The organism is Verrucomicrobium sp. BvORR034 (assembly GCF_000739635.1).
Taxonomy (GTDB): Bacteria; Verrucomicrobiota; Verrucomicrobiia; order Verrucomicrobiales; family Verrucomicrobiaceae; genus Verrucomicrobium.
Genome location: NZ_BATQ01000104.1, coordinates 19,471 through 38,135 on the forward strand (window position 1 = coordinate 19,471; position 18,665 = coordinate 38,135).

The window sequence follows — 18,665 nt, forward strand, 5'->3', positions numbered from 1 at the left end:
TCAGCAGGTCGGGCGATTTTCCCCTCGGCGACTGAGCCGGACGGGGACCGTCGGGGCAGAAGCGAAGGGGGAGACGCAAAAGATTTCTGACGTTCTGACCGCCCAGCATGCCTTCTTCGAGCAGCCCTCCCCCTCCGATGACAGGGTCACACCCGACCGCGACACAACTGATCCGCACGCTTGATCAAAGTCGGCAACCGGTGCTCGCCATGCATTTGTTTCACGTGGACGGCCGCCTCTTGCGGGGGCACTCCCGCTGCGGTGACAAACAATGGCCGCTGACTCCCTCCTCGAAATACCTCGACTGCCTCGGTCTGCCCGTGAAATGCTGTCTTGGCAACTCCCACGACGGGAACGCGTGTCTCCAGCGCATCATAGAGCCGGGCACCGAGCCCGGGACGCGCCAGCCCCAACCAGACGTAGCCGTCGATGAGGATCAGGGCAGGGGGCTCGTCCAGAGACTGAATGGCCGCCATCAGACAAGGGAGTTCCCGTTTGTAAAACTCTCCGGGCTCGTAATCCGCTGTGGCAGGCAGGGTAATGGTAGTTTCCTTGATCGCCAAGTCGTCCGTCCAGCTGGAAAACACCACGGCCGCCACGGTAGCGCTGGCATCAGCGTAGTGGACGTCGAGGCATACCATGGGGGAGGCAAGAGACATGGCTGCCACTGTGGACCGGCGAGCAACGCACTTCAATTCACAGGAGGTTACTTGTTCAATCGAGTCCAACAGCCGATAAAGGAGGCGGGGTCTCCGGCCCCGCAGTATGCCGGGTGGCTGGGGCAAAAAGGGGCTCAAGGGAAGCACGACTGAGCGGGGCTGGGACCCCTCCGCCTCCTTTACCCTTTTGAGGATCTGTAAGACTGAATGCCCCACCCCACGTTGTTGAATCTTGCGCCACCATGGGATCTCGCTTTGTCATCTTCTCATCCCTCAGCCTGCTCCTCACAGCCTGGCTTGCCTCGCCATCTGCGGCATCCGGCCAGGTCACCTCAGAGCCCCCGCAAAAGGATGCCACCACCGGCATTCAGAGCTATGCCTTGTCATCCCCATACCAATCCGGTCCCACGGTGGTGCGAGTGATCCTCCCTAAACCCCTCATCGCAGGAAAGCGCTACCCCGTGCTTTACGTCCTCCCCGTCGAGCCGGAAGGCAGCTTTCGCTTCGGCGATGGACTCGAAGAGGGACGCAAGCTCAACCTCGCCAACAAGCACCAGGTCATCTGCGTGGCTCCCTCCTTCAAGGTCGTGCCATGGTATGGCAACCACGCCACGGACCCGAAGGTACGGCAGGAGGACTTTGTGCTGAAATCCCTGGTCCCGGATGTGGATCAACGCTTTCCCACCGTCGCAGATTCAGAGCACCGCTGGCTTCTGGGTTTCAGCAAATCAGGGTGGGGGGCCAGTGTGCTCCTGATGCGGCATCCCACGGTCTTCGGTTACGCTGCCACGTGGGACGCTCCGTTCCTATTGAACGGCGAAAATCACGGGAAAGAATGGGGACCGATCGGCATCAAGGACGTCTTCGGGACCAAGGAAACTTTCCTGGCCGTGCTGCCGCCCACACTCCTCGCCGGCCACGCAGACGCCTTAAAGCAGCGCCGTCGGCTGGTCTTGGGGGTGGGGGTGGATTGGAAATCGCACGTCGTCGGCATGCACGAGCTCCTTGACCAGCGCCGCATCCCCCACGCCTACCTTCCCGAACTGCTGGTCAAGCACCGCTGGGACACCGGCTGGCTGGGCCCAGTGGCGGATCAGCTCGTGGATCTCGCGACCGCCCCCTGAACTCCAATAATGCTTTGCGATGGCAAAGAATTCACCCGGACCGGTGGCAGGAAAGTCCTAAAATGGGCAACAGGGGTTATTGAGGGGGCTACGCACGCGTTTTTGCTTCTGATTGCTCCAAATCTGAGCCATGCTGCGTGTCCCGCGTTTGCGTATTTGACAATACCCACCACCCCGCCTTGTATCCGCGCCACCATGCCCAAGACCACACTTAATAAAGACGAAGTCAAAGCGATGCTGACCCTCGTGGCGGATCGCATCATTGCCGCCGAGCCCCTGCTGTCCGAGGCGGACCGCAACCTGGGTGACGGGGATCATGGTCTGGGCATGCAGCGTGGGATGAACGCCGCCAAGGAAAAGCTGAGCGACGAGTCCATCGAAAAAGCCTTCTCCAGCGTAGGCATGGCCATGATGAGCAGCATGGGCGGTGCGTCCGGCGCAATCTTTGGCACCATGTTCCGCAATGGCGGCAAGGCCCTCGCGGGCAAGGAGGAATTCGACGCCGCTGGTCTGGCGATCCTGCTTCAGGCCGGCCTGGAAGGCGTGAAGTCCCGGGGCGGCGCTGCGGTGGGCGACAAGACGATTGTAGACTCGCTGGAACCCGCAGCAGTAAAGGCTCAGGAAGTCACTGGAGCCTCCCTGATCGATGCCGTGACCGCCGTGGAAACGGCGGCGCTGGAAGGCCTTGAGGCCAGCAAAGCCATGGTGGCCAAGTTCGGCCGCGCCAAGACCCTCGGCGAGGGGGCCATTGGCTTCCCGGACGCTGGCGCGATGTCCCTCACCATCATCGTCGGCGCCATGAAAGAATACATCGCCGCCTAGATTTTCTGACTGATTTGTCCTAAATCGCACTTCTGGTGCGATGAGAACATTCCCCAACAACCGTTTCATCAGACCCCAACTCAACCGACCCTACTAACTACAAGACCATGGCAGACCTTGACGGCACCAAAGCAGAGAAGAAGGAAAAAGAGTTCTTCACCGACGTTCCCCAGGCCGCACCCGGCTTCTTCCTCAAAGGTTCCCACCAGTACGACTGGGGTTTGAAGAACCGCCTGAGCCGCGTGTTCAACCCCAAGGACGGCCGCACGGTGATGCTGGCCTTCGACCACGGCTACTTCCAGGGCCCCACGACGGGTCTGGAGCGTGTGGACCAGACCATCCTCCCGCTTGAGCCGTATGCAGACTGCCTCATGCTCACCCGCGGCATTCAGCGCAGCGTCATCCCCGCCACCACGCAGAAGGCGATCGCCCTCCGCGCTTCCGGCGGCACCAGCATGGCGCAGCCCGACCTCCTCTCCAATGAGAGCATCGCCTGCTCCATCGAGGAAGCCGTGCGCCTCAACGCCTCCGTGTTGGCCGTGCAGGTCTTCATCGGCAGCGAGCATGAGCGCCAGACCATCAAGAACATGACCGACCTCATCGATGGCGCGAACCGCTACGGTATCGGCGTCATGGGCGTGGTGGCCGTGGGCAAGCAGATGGCCCGTACCGCCCAGTACTTCCGCCTTGCCACCCGCATCATGGCGGAGCTCGGCTGTCACATGGTGAAGTGCTACTACACGGAAGAAGAGTTCGACACCATCACGAGCTGCTGCCCCGTGCCGCTGGTCATCGCCGGTGGCAAGAAGCTTCCGGAACTGGACGCGCTGAAGATGAGCTACAACGCCATCCAGCAGGGTGCCTCCGGTGTGGACATGGGGCGCAACATCTTCCAGTCCGACGCTCCTGTGGCCATGATGCGCGCCGTCCGCGGCGTGGTGCATGAAGGCCTCACCGCCGAACAGGGTTTTGAGTTCTACAACGAGCTCAAGTCCCAGGGCGTGAAGTAAGGTCCGCCTCGTTTTCCTGAATGGTGCAACAGAAAGGCTTGCCACGCGCAACCCGGACGTTGCACCATTCCTGTTTCGTCAAAACATCATTCGAATCGCACAGTCCCGTTACCGAATCATGGCTACTCTACCCAAACTGCACAACGCGATGTGGCCCGGCCTTGTCGGCAAGGAGCCCGGCACGGACCACCCGCCCATCAGCCTGGAGCGCATGCTCGAACTCACCGCCAATGCGGAAGTGAACGGGCAGAAGTTCGAGGGCGTGGACCTCTTCCTCTTCCATCCCCACACGGACCCCGATGGCAGTGTGGATGACATCAAACGCATGGCGGACCTCATCGCCAGCAAGAATCTCAAGGTGGGCTCTCTGGTAGCTCCGATCTGGCCAGGCACCGTGGGGGATTCTGCCATGGGCACCCCCGACCAGCGCGCCAAGTTCGTGCTCGCGGTCAAGAAGGCCTGTCGCATCGCCAAGATCCTCAATGAGCACGGCGTCCGCGAGTACGGGGTGATCCGCATCGACTCCGCCGGCAGCCCAGGCGCCTGGGTGGCCGATCCGGTCGCCAGCACAAAGAAGATTGCCGAAACCTTCCGCGAAGCCGGGGTGGTGGCCGCCGCCAATGGCGAGCGCCTCGCTGCCGAGGGCGAGATCTGCTGGGCAGGCATGCACTCCTGGAAGGACATGCTGGACCTGCTGGAGCAGACCGGCATGCCCGGCACCGTTGGCTTCCAGGCTGACTTGGCCCACACGTATCTCTACCTCCTCGGGTACAACGCCCCTGAGCACGCCCTCCTCAAGGAAGGCTACAGCCAGGCAGAGTTCGAAGCCGCCTACACGAAGATGACCGACGCCCTGCGCCCATGGACGATCGACTTCCACGTGGCCCAGAACGACGGTACCGTGCACGGCACCGGCTCCCATGACAAGACCGGACGCCACTGCCAGGCAGATGATCCGAACGGCAAGCTCGACATCACCCAGGCCGCCGGCTACTGGCTGAAGGACGCGGCCTCCCGCGGTATCCAGCACATCTGCTGGGATGGCTGCATGTTCCCGAACGCCGTCCTGGAAACCCCGGACACCTGGAACAAGATCCTGGCTGCCATGATCAAGGTGCGCGAGGCCCACGGCTGGAGCTGATTCCCGGCAACGGGGACACACTTGTGAAATAATGCAAACCCCGTCAGGCCGATGGTCTGGCGGGGTTTTTTGTGTCGGGGAAGCTCATGGGTGGGGAGCACGATCCCGCATGAAAAGACGCTCTTCCGGCCTCCGCGCCCGCGTCCCACCTGGGGTGTAGGGCGACCGCTTCGGTTGCCTTATCGAGATCCTTCACCCTTCACATCGCATGCTTCCCGTTCGGTTGCCTCGTCGCCTGACCAAGAAGAGCCCGCAGTTCCGCAATGCCGACGGGCTTCACCAGATGGTGGTCAAAGCCGGCGTCATGTGAACGCTGCCGGTCCTCCTCCTGACCGTAGCCAGTCACTGCGATGATCAAGGCATTGCGACAGCCTTCGAGGTCACGCATCCGTCGGGCTACCTCGTAGCCGTCCATTCCGGGAAGACCGATATCGAGCACCACCGCGTGAGGCGCCCATTTTTCGGCAATCGACAGCGCTCGTGTGCCATCGTGGGCCACTGTGGTCTGGTGACCGGCCCGTTCAAGCAATCGGGCGAGCCCCTGTGCCGAGTGGACGTTGTCATCGACCACGAGGATGCGTTGTGCCGGAGGCTCAGCAGATGCAGGAGCTGGCTGCTTCATCGTCGCCGGGGCTGGCGTATCCGCCATCGGCAGATGAACGGTGAAAGTGCTGCCCTGCTGTGGCCCGGGGCTCTCAGCCTCCACACGGCCACCATGCATCTCGGCGATCTTCTGCACAATTGTAAGACCGATGCCGAGGCCGCCTTCACTGCGGGCAATCGAGCGTTCACCCTGAGTAAAGAGCTGGAACATCTCTGGCATCCGCTCAGGCACGATCCCGGTGCCGTTGTCCCGAACTTGGATCACCACCTCTCTTCCCTGCTTCTCAGCCGTGAGCTCAATCTGGCCGCCATTGGGCGTGTACTTGGCTGCATTCGTCAGGAGGTTGAGGACCACTTGTTCGATGCGGGTGGCATCTGCCTCCAGCCAGAGCTCGCCCGGGGAGTAGTGTCGGGCGAGGTGGTGCCCACGATCTCTCACCAGGGGTCCGGCGGATTCGCAGGCCCGGTCCAAGATGACGGCGACGTCGATGACCTCCTTCCTCAAGTGGATCTTGCCGGTGGTGATTCGCGAAACGTCCAGAAGATCATCGATGAGATGGGCAAGCTGCCGCGTCTGCCGGTCGATCACACCGGCGGCCCAGTGGAGGTCTTCCGGTTCACAGGCACCTTTGACCAGCGTGGCCGCGTGGGAGACAGCCGCCAGGGGATTGCGCAGTTCGTGGGAGAGCATCGCCAGGAACTCGTCTTTCTTCCGGTCCGCTTCGCGCAGCGCCTCGGTCTGCTGCAGCAGGGCCACCTCCGCATCCTTTCTCGCGGTGATATCCATGACCGTGCCGATCATCCGCGGGAACCGTCCGCTGGCATCGTGATAGAGGCCCCCATGCATCGCGATCCAGTGGACGCAGCCGTCAGGCCACACCACACGGCACTCGAATCGCCACGACTCATTGCTCATGATGGCGGCGAAAAATTTCCTCGATACTGCCTCGCGATCGCCGGGGTGTACGTGCTCGATGAAGGTTTCCAGCCCCCACTCCTTGACTGGCTCTGTGTAGCCGAAGGCCTGATCGTGGCGCAGAGAACGGTGCGACGTGTTGTCGGCCAGGTTGAAATCCCAGTCACCCATCTGCGCGGCGTTGAGGGCAAACTCCAGACGGGCCTTGCTTTCCCGCAGCTCATCCTGCGCGTGGCGGCGGTCTGTAATATCGGAGATGAAGACGGAGATGCCCCGGGTGGAGGGGTAAATTCGCACTTCCAGCCACCGGTTGAGCGTGGCGTGGTGCTGCTCGAAGTCCATGTTCTGCTGCTGGAGCATGGCAAACTGCACCGCCTGGTAGATGGGCAGTTCCCGGGCTTCAGGAAATACGTCCCAGATGCAGCGGCCGATCAGTTCCTCCTTCTTCCGTCCGGCGAGCACCTCCACCTTTTCATTGAGGAAGGTGCAGCGCCAGCTGGTGTCAAAGGTGACGAACGCATCGCTGATGCTGGCCACCACCGCCTGGCGTTCCTCCAGCAGGTCGCGCACCTGGTACTGGCGCAGGCGGGAACGCAGGGCCACTTTGCAGCTGTTCACCAGGGTGGTGGGCCGCACGGGACGCTCCATGATGGAAACGTTGCCCACGGGGCCCAGCAGATCCAGGTAGCGCTGACGATACCGGGTGGCCTCGCCATTCCCGGTCAGGATGAGGATGGGCAGGTCTGACCAGGAGGGCTGAGCATGAAGCTCCTGCACCAGAAGACTCACGCTCTCCGTGTGGAGGGCTTCTTCAGCCACAAGCACGGCGGCACAGCCCACCCGCATGGCCTCCGACAACCCTTCGATGTTGTGGCAGATGAAGGCATCCAGCCCGGCGGCAGAAAGGAAACCTGCGGTGAGGCGGGCATCATTGCTGGTGGGGGCCAGCAGCAGGATGCGGCCGGCCGTCATGGCGGCAGACAGCGCTGGCGCGGCCGGCGGCAGCATGGGAGGTGGGTCTGGGCCGCCACTGGCGAAGGGCGCGGGTCCGTGGGTGGTGTCACTCATGTTCGCGAAGGGGGTTGTCGGTTTCCTCGATCTCTGCCCCCTTCACAAACTCTGGCACGCCCGTGAGGACACCCTGCATGTTGTGCAGGGGCTGTCCCACGGTGATCCCGTCTGAGGTGATGCGCATCTCGCGGATGGTCCGCTCGTGCGTGCCGCTCCGCTTCTTGATGACGGACACCGCCTGCTTCACACGGCCGTAGGCCTCAAAGAAGCGGAGGAGGAGCACAGTATCCGCCAGATAGGTGAGATCCACGGCGGATTTCATAGAACCGATCAGCCCCTGCTGGGCCAGCACCATGATGGTCACGACGCCAAGCTGGTTCAGAAAGGCGAGCAATTCATGCAGTTGCAGGTTGAGATGCCGCTCTGCAGGCATGGCATTGATGTAGCCGTTGATGCTGTCAATGACGATCAACCGCACTCCGCCCCGCGTCACCGCCTCGCGGATGCGATGGCCCATCTCCCCAGGGGAAATCTCCGCCGGGTCCACCGACACGATTTCGATGGTGCCCCTCTCAAGATGTGGCCTCAGGTTCATGCCCAGTTGGGAGGCCCGGTTGAGCAGGGTGCCAATCGTCTCATCAAAGATGAAGAGCATGGCCTTCTCTCCACGTTCGGCCGAGGCCAGCGCAAACTTGATGGCAACCGTGGACTTCCCCGTGCCCGGGGGACCCATGATCATGGTGCTGGTGCCACGCCCCAGGCCACCGCCCAACAGCGTATCCAGTTCGGTGATGCCACTGGGAAAATTCACCCGCTCAAAATCACGGTGCGAGCCGTCGGCGATCAAGCGCGGAAAGACGGTCATTCCACCGCGACGCAGTACCAGATCATGACTGCCTTCGAGGTACTTGGATCCACGGATTTTGAGGACATTGAGCTGTCGCCGCGTGACCCCATAACTGGGGGATGAAGCCTCGATGCTGATCACCCCATGGGCGACACTCTCCACCTGGAGATCCTGCGTGCCTGAGGTGCGATCATCCAGCAGCAGCACCGTGCATTGGCGGCCTGCGAAATAGCTTTTCAGCTGCAGGATCTGTCGGCGGTATCGGAGCGGTGTCTCTGCCAGCATGCGCATTTCCGAAAGGGAGTCAAACACCACCCGGGAGGGGCCGATGCGCTCCACCTCCTCGATCAGAGCACCAATGGTCCGGTTGAGCTCCACCTCGGAGGGATGAAAGAAGGTGCTCTCACTGTCGCCCCGGATCTTCTCCTCGATGGAGGACAGCTCATAGAGATTCACAGGAGACAGGTCCCACCCGTGGGACTCTGCCACGGCCAGGATCTCGTTTTTGGTCTCGGAAAGGCTGATGTACAGCACCTTCTCCCCCTGGCTGGCCCCCTTCATGAGGAACTGGAGGGCGAGGGTAGTCTTGCCCACGCCGGGGTCGCCTTTTACCAGGTAGAGTCGGTGATGGGGCAGGCCGCCGCAAAGGACCACGTCGAGTCCTTCTACCCCCAATTCACAGCGGTTGGGGGAATGAGTATCCTGATCATGATTCTTCGAAGCGGTCATGGGAGTGGGAGGTTGAAAAAGCGGGCCAGTTCCCGGAGCAGCATCCTGCAGCTCCATGCGGTCATCCCACCGGATCCGAGCGGAGGAAGATGTGGCGCCATGGGTAGACATGAGGCACAACCGCCCAATGAGCCATCAATGCTGACGCTGCCTGCTGAGGCAGTGATTGAGTGAGCGGTTTGAGAGGTCGTGTCTCGTGTCAGGAGGAGCCGGCGCATGAGGAAGGGAGTCATACCTTGGGAGGCGCTACATTCCTGATTCGCGGCTTTCCACGCTGTGGCCGTATTGCCATCGACTCAAAAGGAGCGGAAACCCCGTTATAAGTGGCTGAGATCCAAGGAGAGCACTCCGGCGTGCAAACGAGCAGCTCGTAGCTGCACTTGTAAAAGTGCGGAAGGTGGCGCGACCCTGTGGTTCGAACAGCGCGCCATCGGCCTAAGCGCCCTGACCGGGTTCTCACGAACCCAGCCACACTGAGGGGCTACCCGGGAACCGCGTCCCCTAATCCCAAGGCTTCCACGACGCTTTCAGCCACAGCTTCCGTGGCACACTCCTGCCAGAGCAAGACATCGGCGGTCTCAAAGCTGGTCCGCCCATCCGCAGAGTAGAAGGTTAGTTCGCCCCGGGTGTTCGTACCCTTGCGCCCCTTGAATATCACAGGACCCTTCGAATTGGTGACAACCAGTATGACCTTCATGGCAAGTGGAGACTGCACCATAGACTATAATTGGTTGCATGCGCAAATTAAATGCTGGCGAAACATCATAATTAGCAAGCTTCCACCAGACTCACATGGGCGGAGTCGGTGCCGATTAACAATCGGCGGACAGCAGATTGCCAATCTGCGCTACGGTGCTGCGTTGGCCCTTGATCTCAGGTCTGCTGTCTGGCGTCTGGCCGTCTTTTGTCTCCCGCGCAGCGGGGGTGGCTCACTCCGGATTCTTCGGTTCCGCGTAGCCGGGCAGGGGACGAAGCTTGCTCCAGGTGGGTCCCATCCCACCCAGCGGGGGTTTGGTCAGATCCGTGTCCCAGCACAGCACTTCCGTCTTGGAAAAGCTCTTCAGAAGCTCGTCGTTCTCCTTGAACAAGAGCTCCGGCCCGTAGGGATCCACGGTCTCAGCCGTGAATTCGTGATATCCACCGTCGAATGTTACCACCACAAAGCGCGCCATGCTGGTAATTATTGCTTATAGAGGATAGTGGACAAGCTATGACGGAACACCTTAGGAATCAATAAAGTTGGGGCTTAGTGATACCCACTCAACGAAGCGTACTTCTTAAGTGCTTCTACAAGTTCGTCAACCGAGTTCGAAGGTGGTGACGCCAAATGTGCTTCCGAGGTCCACCAAAGGAGGATCCCCAGTGTACATGCGGGCGGTTTCGAAGATCACCTGCATGCCTGCTTCCTCGGCCAAGGCGACAGCGGCCGGGTTCACCTCGGGTACATCCAGAATGACGGGCCCGGTTGAATTCCTCTGGCTGGCCAGAGTCAGCAGGAGCAGTTTGGCGATCTCCACGTTGTCAGCGAAGACGGGGCCCACCTTGTGCCCCTGGAGGCATCGCCGAATCACCCCCATGCCGCGTATGCCGTCGGAGCCCAGCGCCGTTAGCGCCACGCCATCTGGCTGCCCGATCCACGCGCGAAGAAAGCCCTCTCGTTCTGCCGGGAAGAACCGACGATCGTAGGCCATCACGTCTTCGATGGGCACCTCCGTAGCAGGCACTAATCGGATGCCGTCCGGAAGGGGGCCGGGCGAGGGGAGGCTGGAGGAGGCGTAGCGGACGTTCCGATAGGCCAGCTTGAATCCCGATCTGGCGTACGCTTCTTGCATCGCCACCACCCCATCCAGCCCGATGTTGGTTCCCTTCAATCGCTGCATCGCCCGTCGCCATAGAGCCTGACCGATGCCGCCACCGCGGAACTCCGGCTCCACAATGTAGAGGCCAATGAAGCCAAAATTGCCCGGATAGGAAACCGCGGAAATGCACCCCACCGGCTCACCTTCCAGCTCTGCCATCAGAAAGCCTTCGGGATCGGCGGCATAGAAGGAGGCCGCATCCTGCAGGCCCGGATTCCAGCCCTCTGCGGCGGCCAGTTGGATCGCGTACGGCACCTGAGACGGACTCATGGTCACGATGGCGACGGACTTGAAGTGCGACATGGGAACGACAGTTGGACGTTCGCGGGCGGTTGCCCGGCAATCTATCCCAGCTCTGCCAGCACCGCGAGCGGGAATAATTTCGGGGTTGCGTTGGTGGACCCCTGCCTGGCAACGGCACACTACACTTCACAAGCTTCGGAACTGAGGGAGACTCCTCTCAACTCCGCCACCATTTGCACGGCGTCCGGCATGGCCGCGCATTCTTCCCACAGTAAGATTTCGCGCCGGCTGTATTCTCGCCAGACTTCTCCCTGCCGTTGAAAGACAAACGACGGGCCGTTTTCAACCAGAGCGCAGGCCTCGACGATCTCCGGCCCACGGGTAGTTGTGACCACCACGTACACCCGCTCCGCCGCTGATGATGCCGCACCCCCGTTCATCGTGTCCTTCCGTGAATGCCAACAGACCCATTTGCCCGTTCAGCCGTTGACCTGATATCCACCTAAGGTTGTATCATTTTCTGAACCAAAGACAATCGCAAAGTGGGGCTGATCGAAAAACAATCCCGGTTCAAAGGCCGGCATGGCAGGGCATGTTCTCGAGAATCTGGTCCCCCCCTTCGAGCCCGATCGCCTTTGGGGTCAGTGACACACCTTGAGCCACGATGAAGAGCCCTCGGGGTTTGCCTGTGAAAGACGGGAACCGGCCATCTTCATCCCGCGAAGAGGTGCCTCACATCCCATAAAACCGGACCCTGAGGATCACCAATTTCCCGCACCCCCATTCGCGTTCGGTTGGCGCAAACTTGCAACGCCTTGGGAGAGACTCCAACCCTCCCAAGGCGCACGGACCGCTAGCAGTCCTGGAAACAGTAACGCCGCTACGCGGAATGAGCGACGTTACCGTTTCCTTTTTGCATGCTACGAAAAAAGCTCCTGGGAGCACCCCCCTCAATTGTGGGGATCCGTGAAAAACGTTCACGTACAGCGCCATCCATGGGGTCATGCGGAGGAGCGCAACGCCCGTCGTGCGCACGAAGCCCGCGGGGAAATGGAGAGGCTCCGGACCACCGCTGTTTGACGTTCCGGTGCTTCAATCGAAAGTCGTAGGGTGAGGAAACTTCTCTCGTGGACTGGCCTGCTCATCTTCGGCCCATTGTTTGGCATCCTGTTTTTCATGCTGCTCTTCATGATGCCCCTGGAGTTCGTCGTCTCCAGCTGGCATCTCTACCGCACCCGCGATGGCCTGACCCACGGGAAGGTGGTCTCGTCGGAGAAGGTGACCCACCGCGGCAATTCCCGGTCGGACATCCGGTACCGCTATGTGGTGGGAGATCGCGAGTATGAATCGGATCGTGTTCACGCCGGCTGGATCAGCAATCACGGCTTTGAAGCTGGGGCGGGGGAGCTTGGAGGTGCGCTCCGCCCCCGGGACACCATCCCCATCTACTATGACCCCAACCATCCGGAGTTCGCCCTGCTGGAATACGGCTGGCCCAAGTGGAGCATCGGCTTCTCCATGGTCGTTTGGGGATTGATCGTGGGCAGCGCCTGCAGTCCAGATTCCAGATTGGGAATCATCGGGGCATCGCGGTCGATGAGGATGACTTTGACGCGCCGGCTGCTGGGGTATGGCGTGGGCAAGGGCATGCTGCTCGTGGGCTTTGGCACCATCATCCTCCGCCCACCGACGGTGGAGCCTCAGGATCTTCCGCTTCTCTTCACCGCATGGGCTCTGGCAAGCGCGGCCGCAGTCGGGTACGGCTGGTTCCGTCACTACAGGAAGGTTCCCCAACGGCTGGCCTGAAAGGGGTACCCGAGCCGCGTAGACGGTGAGGCTAAAGCGAGCTGCATCTACCCGGTGCGACCGAGTTTCAGAAGCCCATCACGCGCTTCACTTCTTCTGCCTCGAACCGGCTGGCACACTCCTGCCAGGTGAAAACATCTTCGCGACCGTATTCCAGCTTCTTCTCGCCACGCACCTGAATACGAAGCGTTCTGACCGTGGATTCACACCCAATTCCTTCGACGATTTCCGCGCCTTTCGAGTGGGTGACAATCAGGTAGAATTTCATGCTTGGGGGTCGATGGCTGCGAACCGGATCGCGCAATACCCGGAGCGCACGTGCGGCTGCGTCTATAAATAATGCGCAGGGATGCATATATCGACCCAATATTGTACTTAAGACTCTCCAAAAGGAGTATGGATTGGCCCGCGCTTGCCATTGCCATCTGGGGCAGGAGGGAACCGAACCCTTCGTACCGACACCCCCGGGGTCTTAGCTAGCGGTGTCGATGGGGGGGGCGAGGTTGCCTGGGCGGCACCGTCGCAATACGGTCACAACGGGCCCAGCATCCCTCTTGCGTTCTTACTGAGTGCGGCTCAAGTCAGTTCTCGGACTCGAGGCAACTTGTTCGCGTGGGACCTCATATAGACCAAGGGACCCATGCAACCGACTTTGGATTCTTCCATACGGAACACCTCTTGTCCGTTGAGGTAGAGGACGACAAAATCATCGGTCCGCACGGAGTCATCGGCCAGAACCTCCAGGTAGCTATTGTCTTCCAGATAGAGTTCGTAGGGCTCAGCGTGAAGCTTCTGCGAGTATTCCTTCACCTCATCAAGTGGAAACGAAATCTCGTGCCGCACGGAGGCCTGCAGGATCAATGTCCGGCCATCGTCTTGGTGCTTCTCCGCCTGGAAGCGGCGCTCCATGCCATTCTTGAAGACGATGCGGTACTCGTACAAGGACATGGGGAACCCTAGACAGCATGCTGTGCCAGGATGCAAGGTGCAGCTCTGACTGCATGGTTGCGAAACCGCCGCATGCCCGCGGCTTCATCGGGCTGGTTTTCAGGATCGATGATGGGAATGCCCCAGCCGGCGACCAGGGGCGATGCAATCACTCCATATCGGTACCGAAGTCAACTTCACCGACTCTGTGAAGGGGTCAGGTCAGGGTCGTAGCAACGTTCAAGCGCCCCGTGCCGCATCATCAAGGAGGCGGGGGTTCCAGACCTGCATTGCAAGCTTGGCACTTGGAGGTTCCTACACCACCTTGATCAGCCGGCACTTCATCACGATATCTGTCCACCAAAAAAAGATGCCAGCTTGGGAAAAGATGCCAAATTAGGCCTCGATGAAGGCTTGGGGAATTACACTGCAGATTCTCGGGGTTGTCTTGTTCGTCAGTTCCAGCCTGGCTCTGTTCTTCCTGGTTCGCGATACTTCCGGACTGTACCTGCCAGTAAACCTGTTCTGGGTCCTGGTGAGACTCCTCTTTATGCTACAGGGGGGCGCTCTGTTTGTAAGGGGGCGCCAGATGTGGGCGATGTCGCCGGGCAAATGAGGCTGGCGCAATCCTTGGCCCGCAGGACCAACCGAACGAGCAGGCATCCTTTGGTGTGAGAGTAGCACCCCGGGTGAACTTCACGTCAGCCAATCTAGAGAGAGATGTTGCATAGCCACCTCAAGCATCAGTATAGTTTGTCCGTAATTCGACAGATTCCCTGTGCTCTCACGTCGGAAAGGCCGCCATGAAATGCTCCCTCTTCGCCGCTCTCCTTGCAGGGCTTTTCCTCGTTCCTCTGCACTCGGAAGCGAACGAGGAAGGCAATCAACTGAGAGGTAAGATCCTTGAAACTCTAGGCAACGTTTTTGACTGCACCATCACCACTGAACACATTAAGGTCCCCGGCATGAAGCGGCCGCTTCTGAGGATAAAAAAGAATGACCTGCCGGACAATGACATCCTTATCACGGGAGCTGAAGAGCTTGTCATTATTCGGTGCCAAGGCCCGGGCATGGGCGTCGCTCCGCGTAGTCCGGAGCTTGGCTTGGGACTACAGATTCGAGTGCTTGTGAAAGGAGCCAATTCAGAATCAGTGGTCTCCGTCAGCTACACGGTCCCAGAGAACACAGCGAAGACGGTGGTCACCACAAACGGTGACCTACCGCTGCTTTTCAACCGGATCGATCTCGCTAGGGATGGCAAGACTATCCTCGGACAGCTTGAGATCCGCCTTGAAGACAGCAAATAGCTAATTGAGAAGCACAGCTCGCTTAGAGCCCCGTCAGTCCCAGATTTGTCTCGCTGCCATCGGGGCGGGTTTACATGTCAGGGAGAATTGACGATGCCCCGCAACCTGAAAGTCAGCGGGTGCGATCCAGCAAGCCGCTGCACGATCATCCATCGAACGTACGCCACGGCCAAATTCGGAAATATGACGCCGCACCTCTCGACGGGGCAGTTCCGCGACATGGCGTGTGCCTGACGCGCGGAATCCGCCACGCGCTGGCATCAAAGAGGAGAGGGGGGGCTGTCCGGCTAGTTTCCTCGCATGCCTCTCCCTTGCTGTGACCAATGGCACGCGGGGAGCTTGGCAGGCTCGCTCTGATCTGGTCTCTGCTCGGAACAGACCAGGACGCAGGGCAGCAAGCTTCAATTCGCTTTGCGAGTACACATTCAGGACAATATGGGTTCCAGCGGTCGTGGGCTGGACTTGAGCCGACGCCACACAGCAGGAAGCCAAAGGCTCGTTGGACCAACGAGGGTGCAACGATGTGGCGGATTCTGTTCACTGGGGTGTACGGATCTGCCAAATCCGACTGCTGCTGACAGCGCCTCAGGATTCACACCAGAACCACAGTCTATTTTATATTACGTACATCGTGTGTTGCGTAGCAAAACCAATACCCGTAATAACCTCAATAAGAGGGGATTAGACAACAAAGCACCATCTGCGCCAGAAGTACAGTTTGGCGCATTCCACTGGTGTATTTTTGTTCATGCAGCCCTTAATTATGTTATTTCCTATGGGTTTTTCAGATTCTTCCAGATGTCTTCGGATGTTCTCAAACCTGTCTGTTTATGGCAGTCCAGTCGGATTCGATTTTCCACCAGGGGAAGCGCCTCATTAAGTAAGCGCAACAACATCGCACACTCCCGAAGGTGCTGGAGTTCCCATTTCCAATTGGTTTCTTGAAATAACTCCTCTGCGTGATGGCTCAACTGCCGAGCCAAAATCAACACTTCCTCTTTCCTCGTCATCCGCCGCCATGCCTCCCGTTGCCCCCGCAACCCAATGTGCGACGGCCTCCAAAAACTTCAACCCGACGCAGCGAGTTATTTCCCAATGCTCCGCTGAAGTTCGAGTCTCGCTTTTGCCTTTTCTTCTTCTGTCACGGGCTTTGCGGGATCCACGATGGGAGTCAAATATCTGGCCATGTCAGGTGGCCCCGACCGCCTCGTTTGGACTGGCTGAACCGAGGAGCCAGTTTTTGCTTTTTGTGGGTCCGTGATCGTCAATTCCGCCCTCCGATTTGAGGGTGGGAAGTTGAATTGGGGCGGGGGAGGAGGAACGAAAGTAGATTCTTTGTTGGCCTTTTCCGCAGCTTCAGCGATGCCCGAAATCGCCGCGCCTGTTGCAGCAGCGCCCAGACCAAACAGGCCAAGCCCTAGGATGAAAAGGGTCGCGACACCAAGCACCCAAAGGCCGACGAGTACACCAATCACCGTTAACACCCTCATTTTGAGCCTGTAAGACCGTTCGGCGTAGTGAGCGATTGCCGCTAAATCCTGCGTTTCTTTGGAAATGATGGGCTTTAGCATAATTTCCAGAATAGGCCCGAGGCCCTTCGAGTGCAACAAATAGCCTGAAATTGCCCTGACGCTGACGCTGACCCCGCACCCGGCCCTAGACTATCTACTATCTCGTTCGACTCGATAACGCTACGCCTTCACCCGTTCCCCTCGTTGCACTCGGCAACCTGACAAAATCAGAAAATCCCCCATCTACCCCGGATTTTCTGCCCTCGCTTCGCTTCGGTGATTTTGTCAGGTTGACGGGTTCGGGGCTTCGCTTCCGGGCGGTTGGGGTAATCGACTTCGTCGATTTTTTTGCATGTATATGCAAAACGATATCAAACTCACGAAGGAAGAGAAAAGCCAGATTGCAGCCCTGGAGTCTTTGATTGCAGATCTGGACACCCACATCGCACGTGGTGGCCCCGCTGCGGAGGGCGTGGAACTCTCCAAGGCCGTTGCCAGAGGGCACATTTCCGCTATTCACAGTGCCGCCCGGTGGCGGTAGCGGGGAGGGGGGGCGCAAGGCCCCTTTCTCCTGCACGAACGACCTGTATTTTAATGACTGCCGGCATGCCGCTTTTGGCCTGCCTGGTTCAAACTTTTGTATCACTATGGCAACGCGCATCTATGACGTGACCCCGGCCACGTTCTACCAGTACAACCGACACCGCCAGATGTGGGAGGCGTTCAGCCTGGACGAAGACGGCCTACGGGATCCAATCAACGAGTATTGCGAGACGGACAGCGACGCTATTCGTTCGTGTCTTGACTGGCAACAACGACGCGACAGCGACCCTATCGAGCCGCCGTTCTAACGCTGTGAACGGCTTTTGATCGCATCTAGTTCCTAGTCCTGATGCTGCATACAGGTGAGGCATTGATTATCATCCGGATCATACACGTTGCCTTTACATTCCCCTTGATTGCAATCACGGCGCTCAACCGTCACTTCGTTTCCGCAGATGAAGCAGAACAGAGTTGTACTGCCCGCCGTGTTTGGACGCAGCTGAGCCGTTTTACATTCGAGGCCAAATTCCGCGTAAGCCCTGCTACACGTGGGACATCCGTAAACTCTCTGCTTCTTATTGTACCCGAAAAATCGTTTGAGCGAAGCAGCCCCAAGTAGCTCGATCAAGAGCACGAATTCCTCAGCAACACGAAAATCGACATGCTCAAGGTCGATCGCAGAAATCTTATCTCGATAGATATATTCTCGTCGTGCGGCAGCCCAGGCTTGAGGTCCGACTAGATGCTCTGAGAGCACTAGAATTCTCTCGATCAGTGATTTTGCATTAACTTCAAGGTCCGAACAGACACTGTGCATGATAGAGTTCCGCTCTCGCCGAAGATTACTAAATACCTCCACGAACTCCTCTGGCAGTCTCGAACTCAAAAACGTGTCATGTACCTTGATCAAATCATGGGCGTCGATTGTCCGAAATTCTGAATAGTCCGTATCCTCTTTGTCGCAACGGCGAGGCCAATCCGATGGTGAACTAGCAACCAATAACCAAGGGCTTACCGAGCAGATCTTAGCCTTTAACAAAAACTCCGCTCCTTGCATCACGAGTGTCAAAGCGGTGGCCAACTCGCGCTCCGCTGCATCCCAGAATTCTTCTGCCATTTCTGGCTCCAATCCCGAGGCCCATTCGTTAGCGTGTTCAAAATCGGTGAGCACGCTCAGTATCGCACCCCATCCAAGGTTCATGTAGTCGACACCGTGCGCCTTAAAGTCTGTATCGAGAGGAACATTTCGAATCATAATCTCTAGCCTAAAATGTTACGATACCGCTGAATCTGCAAAAGCCTCCGGCAATCGAGCCTTTCCTTCTGACCATCTTAACGTAAAAATCACCCCTAAGCTCCGAGCCTTTCCCAGCACAAGAACTTTTGCGCCGGACCCCAATGTAGCCTTGCCGCGAATGTCTAAAACCCGTCGAGCGCAATGGTCCCACTTTCGGCGGTGTAACTGTTCGGGAACTCTTTCTTACACTCAGCGCTCTCGAGATCAAAAGTACCCAATCTGCGGTTCTCGTCGATGGTGCTTTGGCCGGACACGATCACTTCTTTCCCTATCCTGAATTCAGCTTTCACTTTTTCGGTCATCTGAGCTT

General features: G+C 58.9%; 19 protein-coding genes. 8 read left to right on the top strand and 11 right to left on the bottom strand.

What is annotated here, in order from left to right; genetic code table 11:
* Window positions 1–146 precede the first annotated feature (146 nt).
* Window positions 147–659 (bottom strand): endonuclease V, encoded by a 513-nt coding sequence (locus tag BV034_RS17120; RefSeq protein WP_063768808.1) that lies wholly within the window; start codon window positions 657–659, stop codon window positions 147–149.
* A gap of 242 nt (window positions 660–901) precedes the next feature.
* Between BV034_RS17120 and BV034_RS17125 the strand changes: the two genes are divergently transcribed.
* The 4 genes from BV034_RS17125 (at window position 902) to BV034_RS17140 (ending at window position 4,756) form a co-directional block, all read left to right on the top strand.
* Entirely contained in the window at window positions 902–1,783 is an 882-nt protein-coding gene (locus BV034_RS17125) for an alpha/beta hydrolase-fold protein (protein WP_050028213.1), read from the top strand.
* Between the two features lie 195 nt (window positions 1,784–1,978).
* Entirely contained in the window at window positions 1,979–2,605 is a 627-nt protein-coding gene (gene dhaL, locus BV034_RS17130; RefSeq protein ID WP_050028214.1) for a dihydroxyacetone kinase subunit DhaL, read from the top strand.
* 107 nt (window positions 2,606–2,712) lie between these two features.
* Window positions 2,713–3,615 carry a 3-hydroxy-5-phosphonooxypentane-2,4-dione thiolase gene (gene lsrF, locus BV034_RS17135; RefSeq protein WP_050028215.1) on the top strand — a complete coding sequence of 301 codons (903 nt, stop codon included), beginning with the start codon at window positions 2,713–2,715 and terminating at the stop codon, window positions 3,613–3,615.
* A gap of 118 nt (window positions 3,616–3,733) precedes the next feature.
* Window positions 3,734–4,756 (top strand): TIM barrel protein, encoded by a 1,023-nt coding sequence (locus BV034_RS17140; RefSeq protein WP_050028216.1) that lies wholly within the window; start codon window positions 3,734–3,736, stop codon window positions 4,754–4,756.
* 199 nt (window positions 4,757–4,955) lie between these two features.
* Here BV034_RS17140 and BV034_RS17145 read toward each other — a convergent pair whose 3' ends face one another.
* The 5 genes from BV034_RS17145 to BV034_RS17165 all read right to left on the bottom strand — a co-directional run bounded on the left by BV034_RS17145 (window position 4,956) and on the right by BV034_RS17165 (window position 11,024).
* A complete protein-coding gene (locus BV034_RS17145) occupies window positions 4,956–7,343 on the bottom strand; it encodes an ATP-binding protein (RefSeq protein WP_081887886.1) in 2,388 nt (795 codons plus the stop codon).
* Window positions 7,336–8,862: an ATPase domain-containing protein gene (locus BV034_RS17150; RefSeq protein ID WP_050028266.1), complete on the bottom strand. Its 1,527-nt coding sequence runs from the start codon at window positions 8,860–8,862 to the stop codon at window positions 7,336–7,338. Before BV034_RS17150 ends, BV034_RS17145 begins: the two co-directional genes overlap by 8 nt.
* 481 nt (window positions 8,863–9,343) lie before the next feature.
* The gene (locus BV034_RS17155; RefSeq protein ID WP_265593112.1) at window positions 9,344–9,559 is read right to left on the bottom strand and encodes a hypothetical protein; all 216 of its coding nucleotides are present in this window, start codon (window positions 9,557–9,559) and stop codon (window positions 9,344–9,346) included.
* 232 nt (window positions 9,560–9,791) lie between these two features.
* Window positions 9,792–10,034, bottom strand: a complete 243-nt coding sequence (locus BV034_RS17160) for a hypothetical protein (RefSeq protein ID WP_050028219.1) — start codon at window positions 10,032–10,034, stop codon at window positions 9,792–9,794.
* Between the two features lie 126 nt (window positions 10,035–10,160).
* Window positions 10,161–11,024, bottom strand: a complete 864-nt coding sequence (locus BV034_RS17165; RefSeq protein ID WP_050028220.1) for a GNAT family N-acetyltransferase — start codon at window positions 11,022–11,024, stop codon at window positions 10,161–10,163.
* Between the two features lie 1,050 nt (window positions 11,025–12,074).
* Between BV034_RS17165 and BV034_RS17175 the strand changes: the two genes are divergently transcribed.
* Entirely contained in the window at window positions 12,075–12,770 is a 696-nt protein-coding gene (locus BV034_RS17175; RefSeq protein WP_050028222.1) for a DUF3592 domain-containing protein, read from the top strand.
* 67 nt (window positions 12,771–12,837) lie between these two features.
* On the opposite strand, the gene BV034_RS17180 is transcribed toward BV034_RS17175, so the two are convergent.
* Both BV034_RS17180 and BV034_RS17185 read right to left on the bottom strand, forming a co-directional pair.
* A complete protein-coding gene (locus tag BV034_RS17180) occupies window positions 12,838–13,038 on the bottom strand; it encodes a hypothetical protein (RefSeq protein WP_050028223.1) in 201 nt (66 codons plus the stop codon).
* A 308-nt stretch (window positions 13,039–13,346) separates the two neighbouring features.
* On the bottom strand, window positions 13,347–13,718 hold the full coding sequence (locus BV034_RS17185) for a hypothetical protein (protein WP_050028224.1): 372 nt from the start codon (window positions 13,716–13,718) through the stop codon (window positions 13,347–13,349).
* A gap of 782 nt (window positions 13,719–14,500) precedes the next feature.
* On the opposite strand from BV034_RS17185, the gene BV034_RS17195 reads away from it, so the two are divergent.
* On the top strand, window positions 14,501–15,004 hold the full coding sequence (locus BV034_RS17195; RefSeq protein ID WP_050028226.1) for a hypothetical protein: 504 nt from the start codon (window positions 14,501–14,503) through the stop codon (window positions 15,002–15,004).
* A 1,085-nt stretch (window positions 15,005–16,089) separates the two neighbouring features.
* Here BV034_RS17195 and BV034_RS17205 read toward each other — a convergent pair.
* Window positions 16,090–16,575 carry a hypothetical protein gene (locus tag BV034_RS17205; RefSeq protein WP_265593113.1) on the bottom strand — a complete coding sequence of 162 codons (486 nt, stop codon included), beginning with the start codon at window positions 16,573–16,575 and terminating at the stop codon, window positions 16,090–16,092.
* A gap of 298 nt (window positions 16,576–16,873) precedes the next feature.
* On the opposite strand from BV034_RS17205, the gene BV034_RS17210 reads away from it, so the two are divergent.
* Together BV034_RS17210 and BV034_RS17215 are read left to right on the top strand one after the other, a co-directional pair.
* Window positions 16,874–17,056 (top strand): hypothetical protein, encoded by a 183-nt coding sequence (locus BV034_RS17210; protein ID WP_050028229.1) that lies wholly within the window; start codon window positions 16,874–16,876, stop codon window positions 17,054–17,056.
* Between the two features lie 106 nt (window positions 17,057–17,162).
* Window positions 17,163–17,366, top strand: a complete 204-nt coding sequence (locus BV034_RS17215; RefSeq protein WP_050028230.1) for a hypothetical protein — start codon at window positions 17,163–17,165, stop codon at window positions 17,364–17,366.
* Window positions 17,367–17,398: 32 nt separating this feature from the next.
* Here the strand turns inward: BV034_RS17215 and BV034_RS17220 are convergent, their stop codons facing one another.
* Together BV034_RS17220 and BV034_RS17225 are read right to left on the bottom strand one after the other, a co-directional pair.
* Window positions 17,399–18,313, bottom strand: a complete 915-nt coding sequence (locus tag BV034_RS17220; RefSeq protein WP_050028231.1) for a hypothetical protein — start codon at window positions 18,311–18,313, stop codon at window positions 17,399–17,401.
* A gap of 164 nt (window positions 18,314–18,477) precedes the next feature.
* Window positions 18,478–18,657 carry a hypothetical protein gene (locus tag BV034_RS17225; protein WP_050028232.1) on the bottom strand — a complete coding sequence of 60 codons (180 nt, stop codon included), beginning with the start codon at window positions 18,655–18,657 and terminating at the stop codon, window positions 18,478–18,480.
* Between the last annotated feature and the right edge of the window lie 8 nt (window positions 18,658–18,665).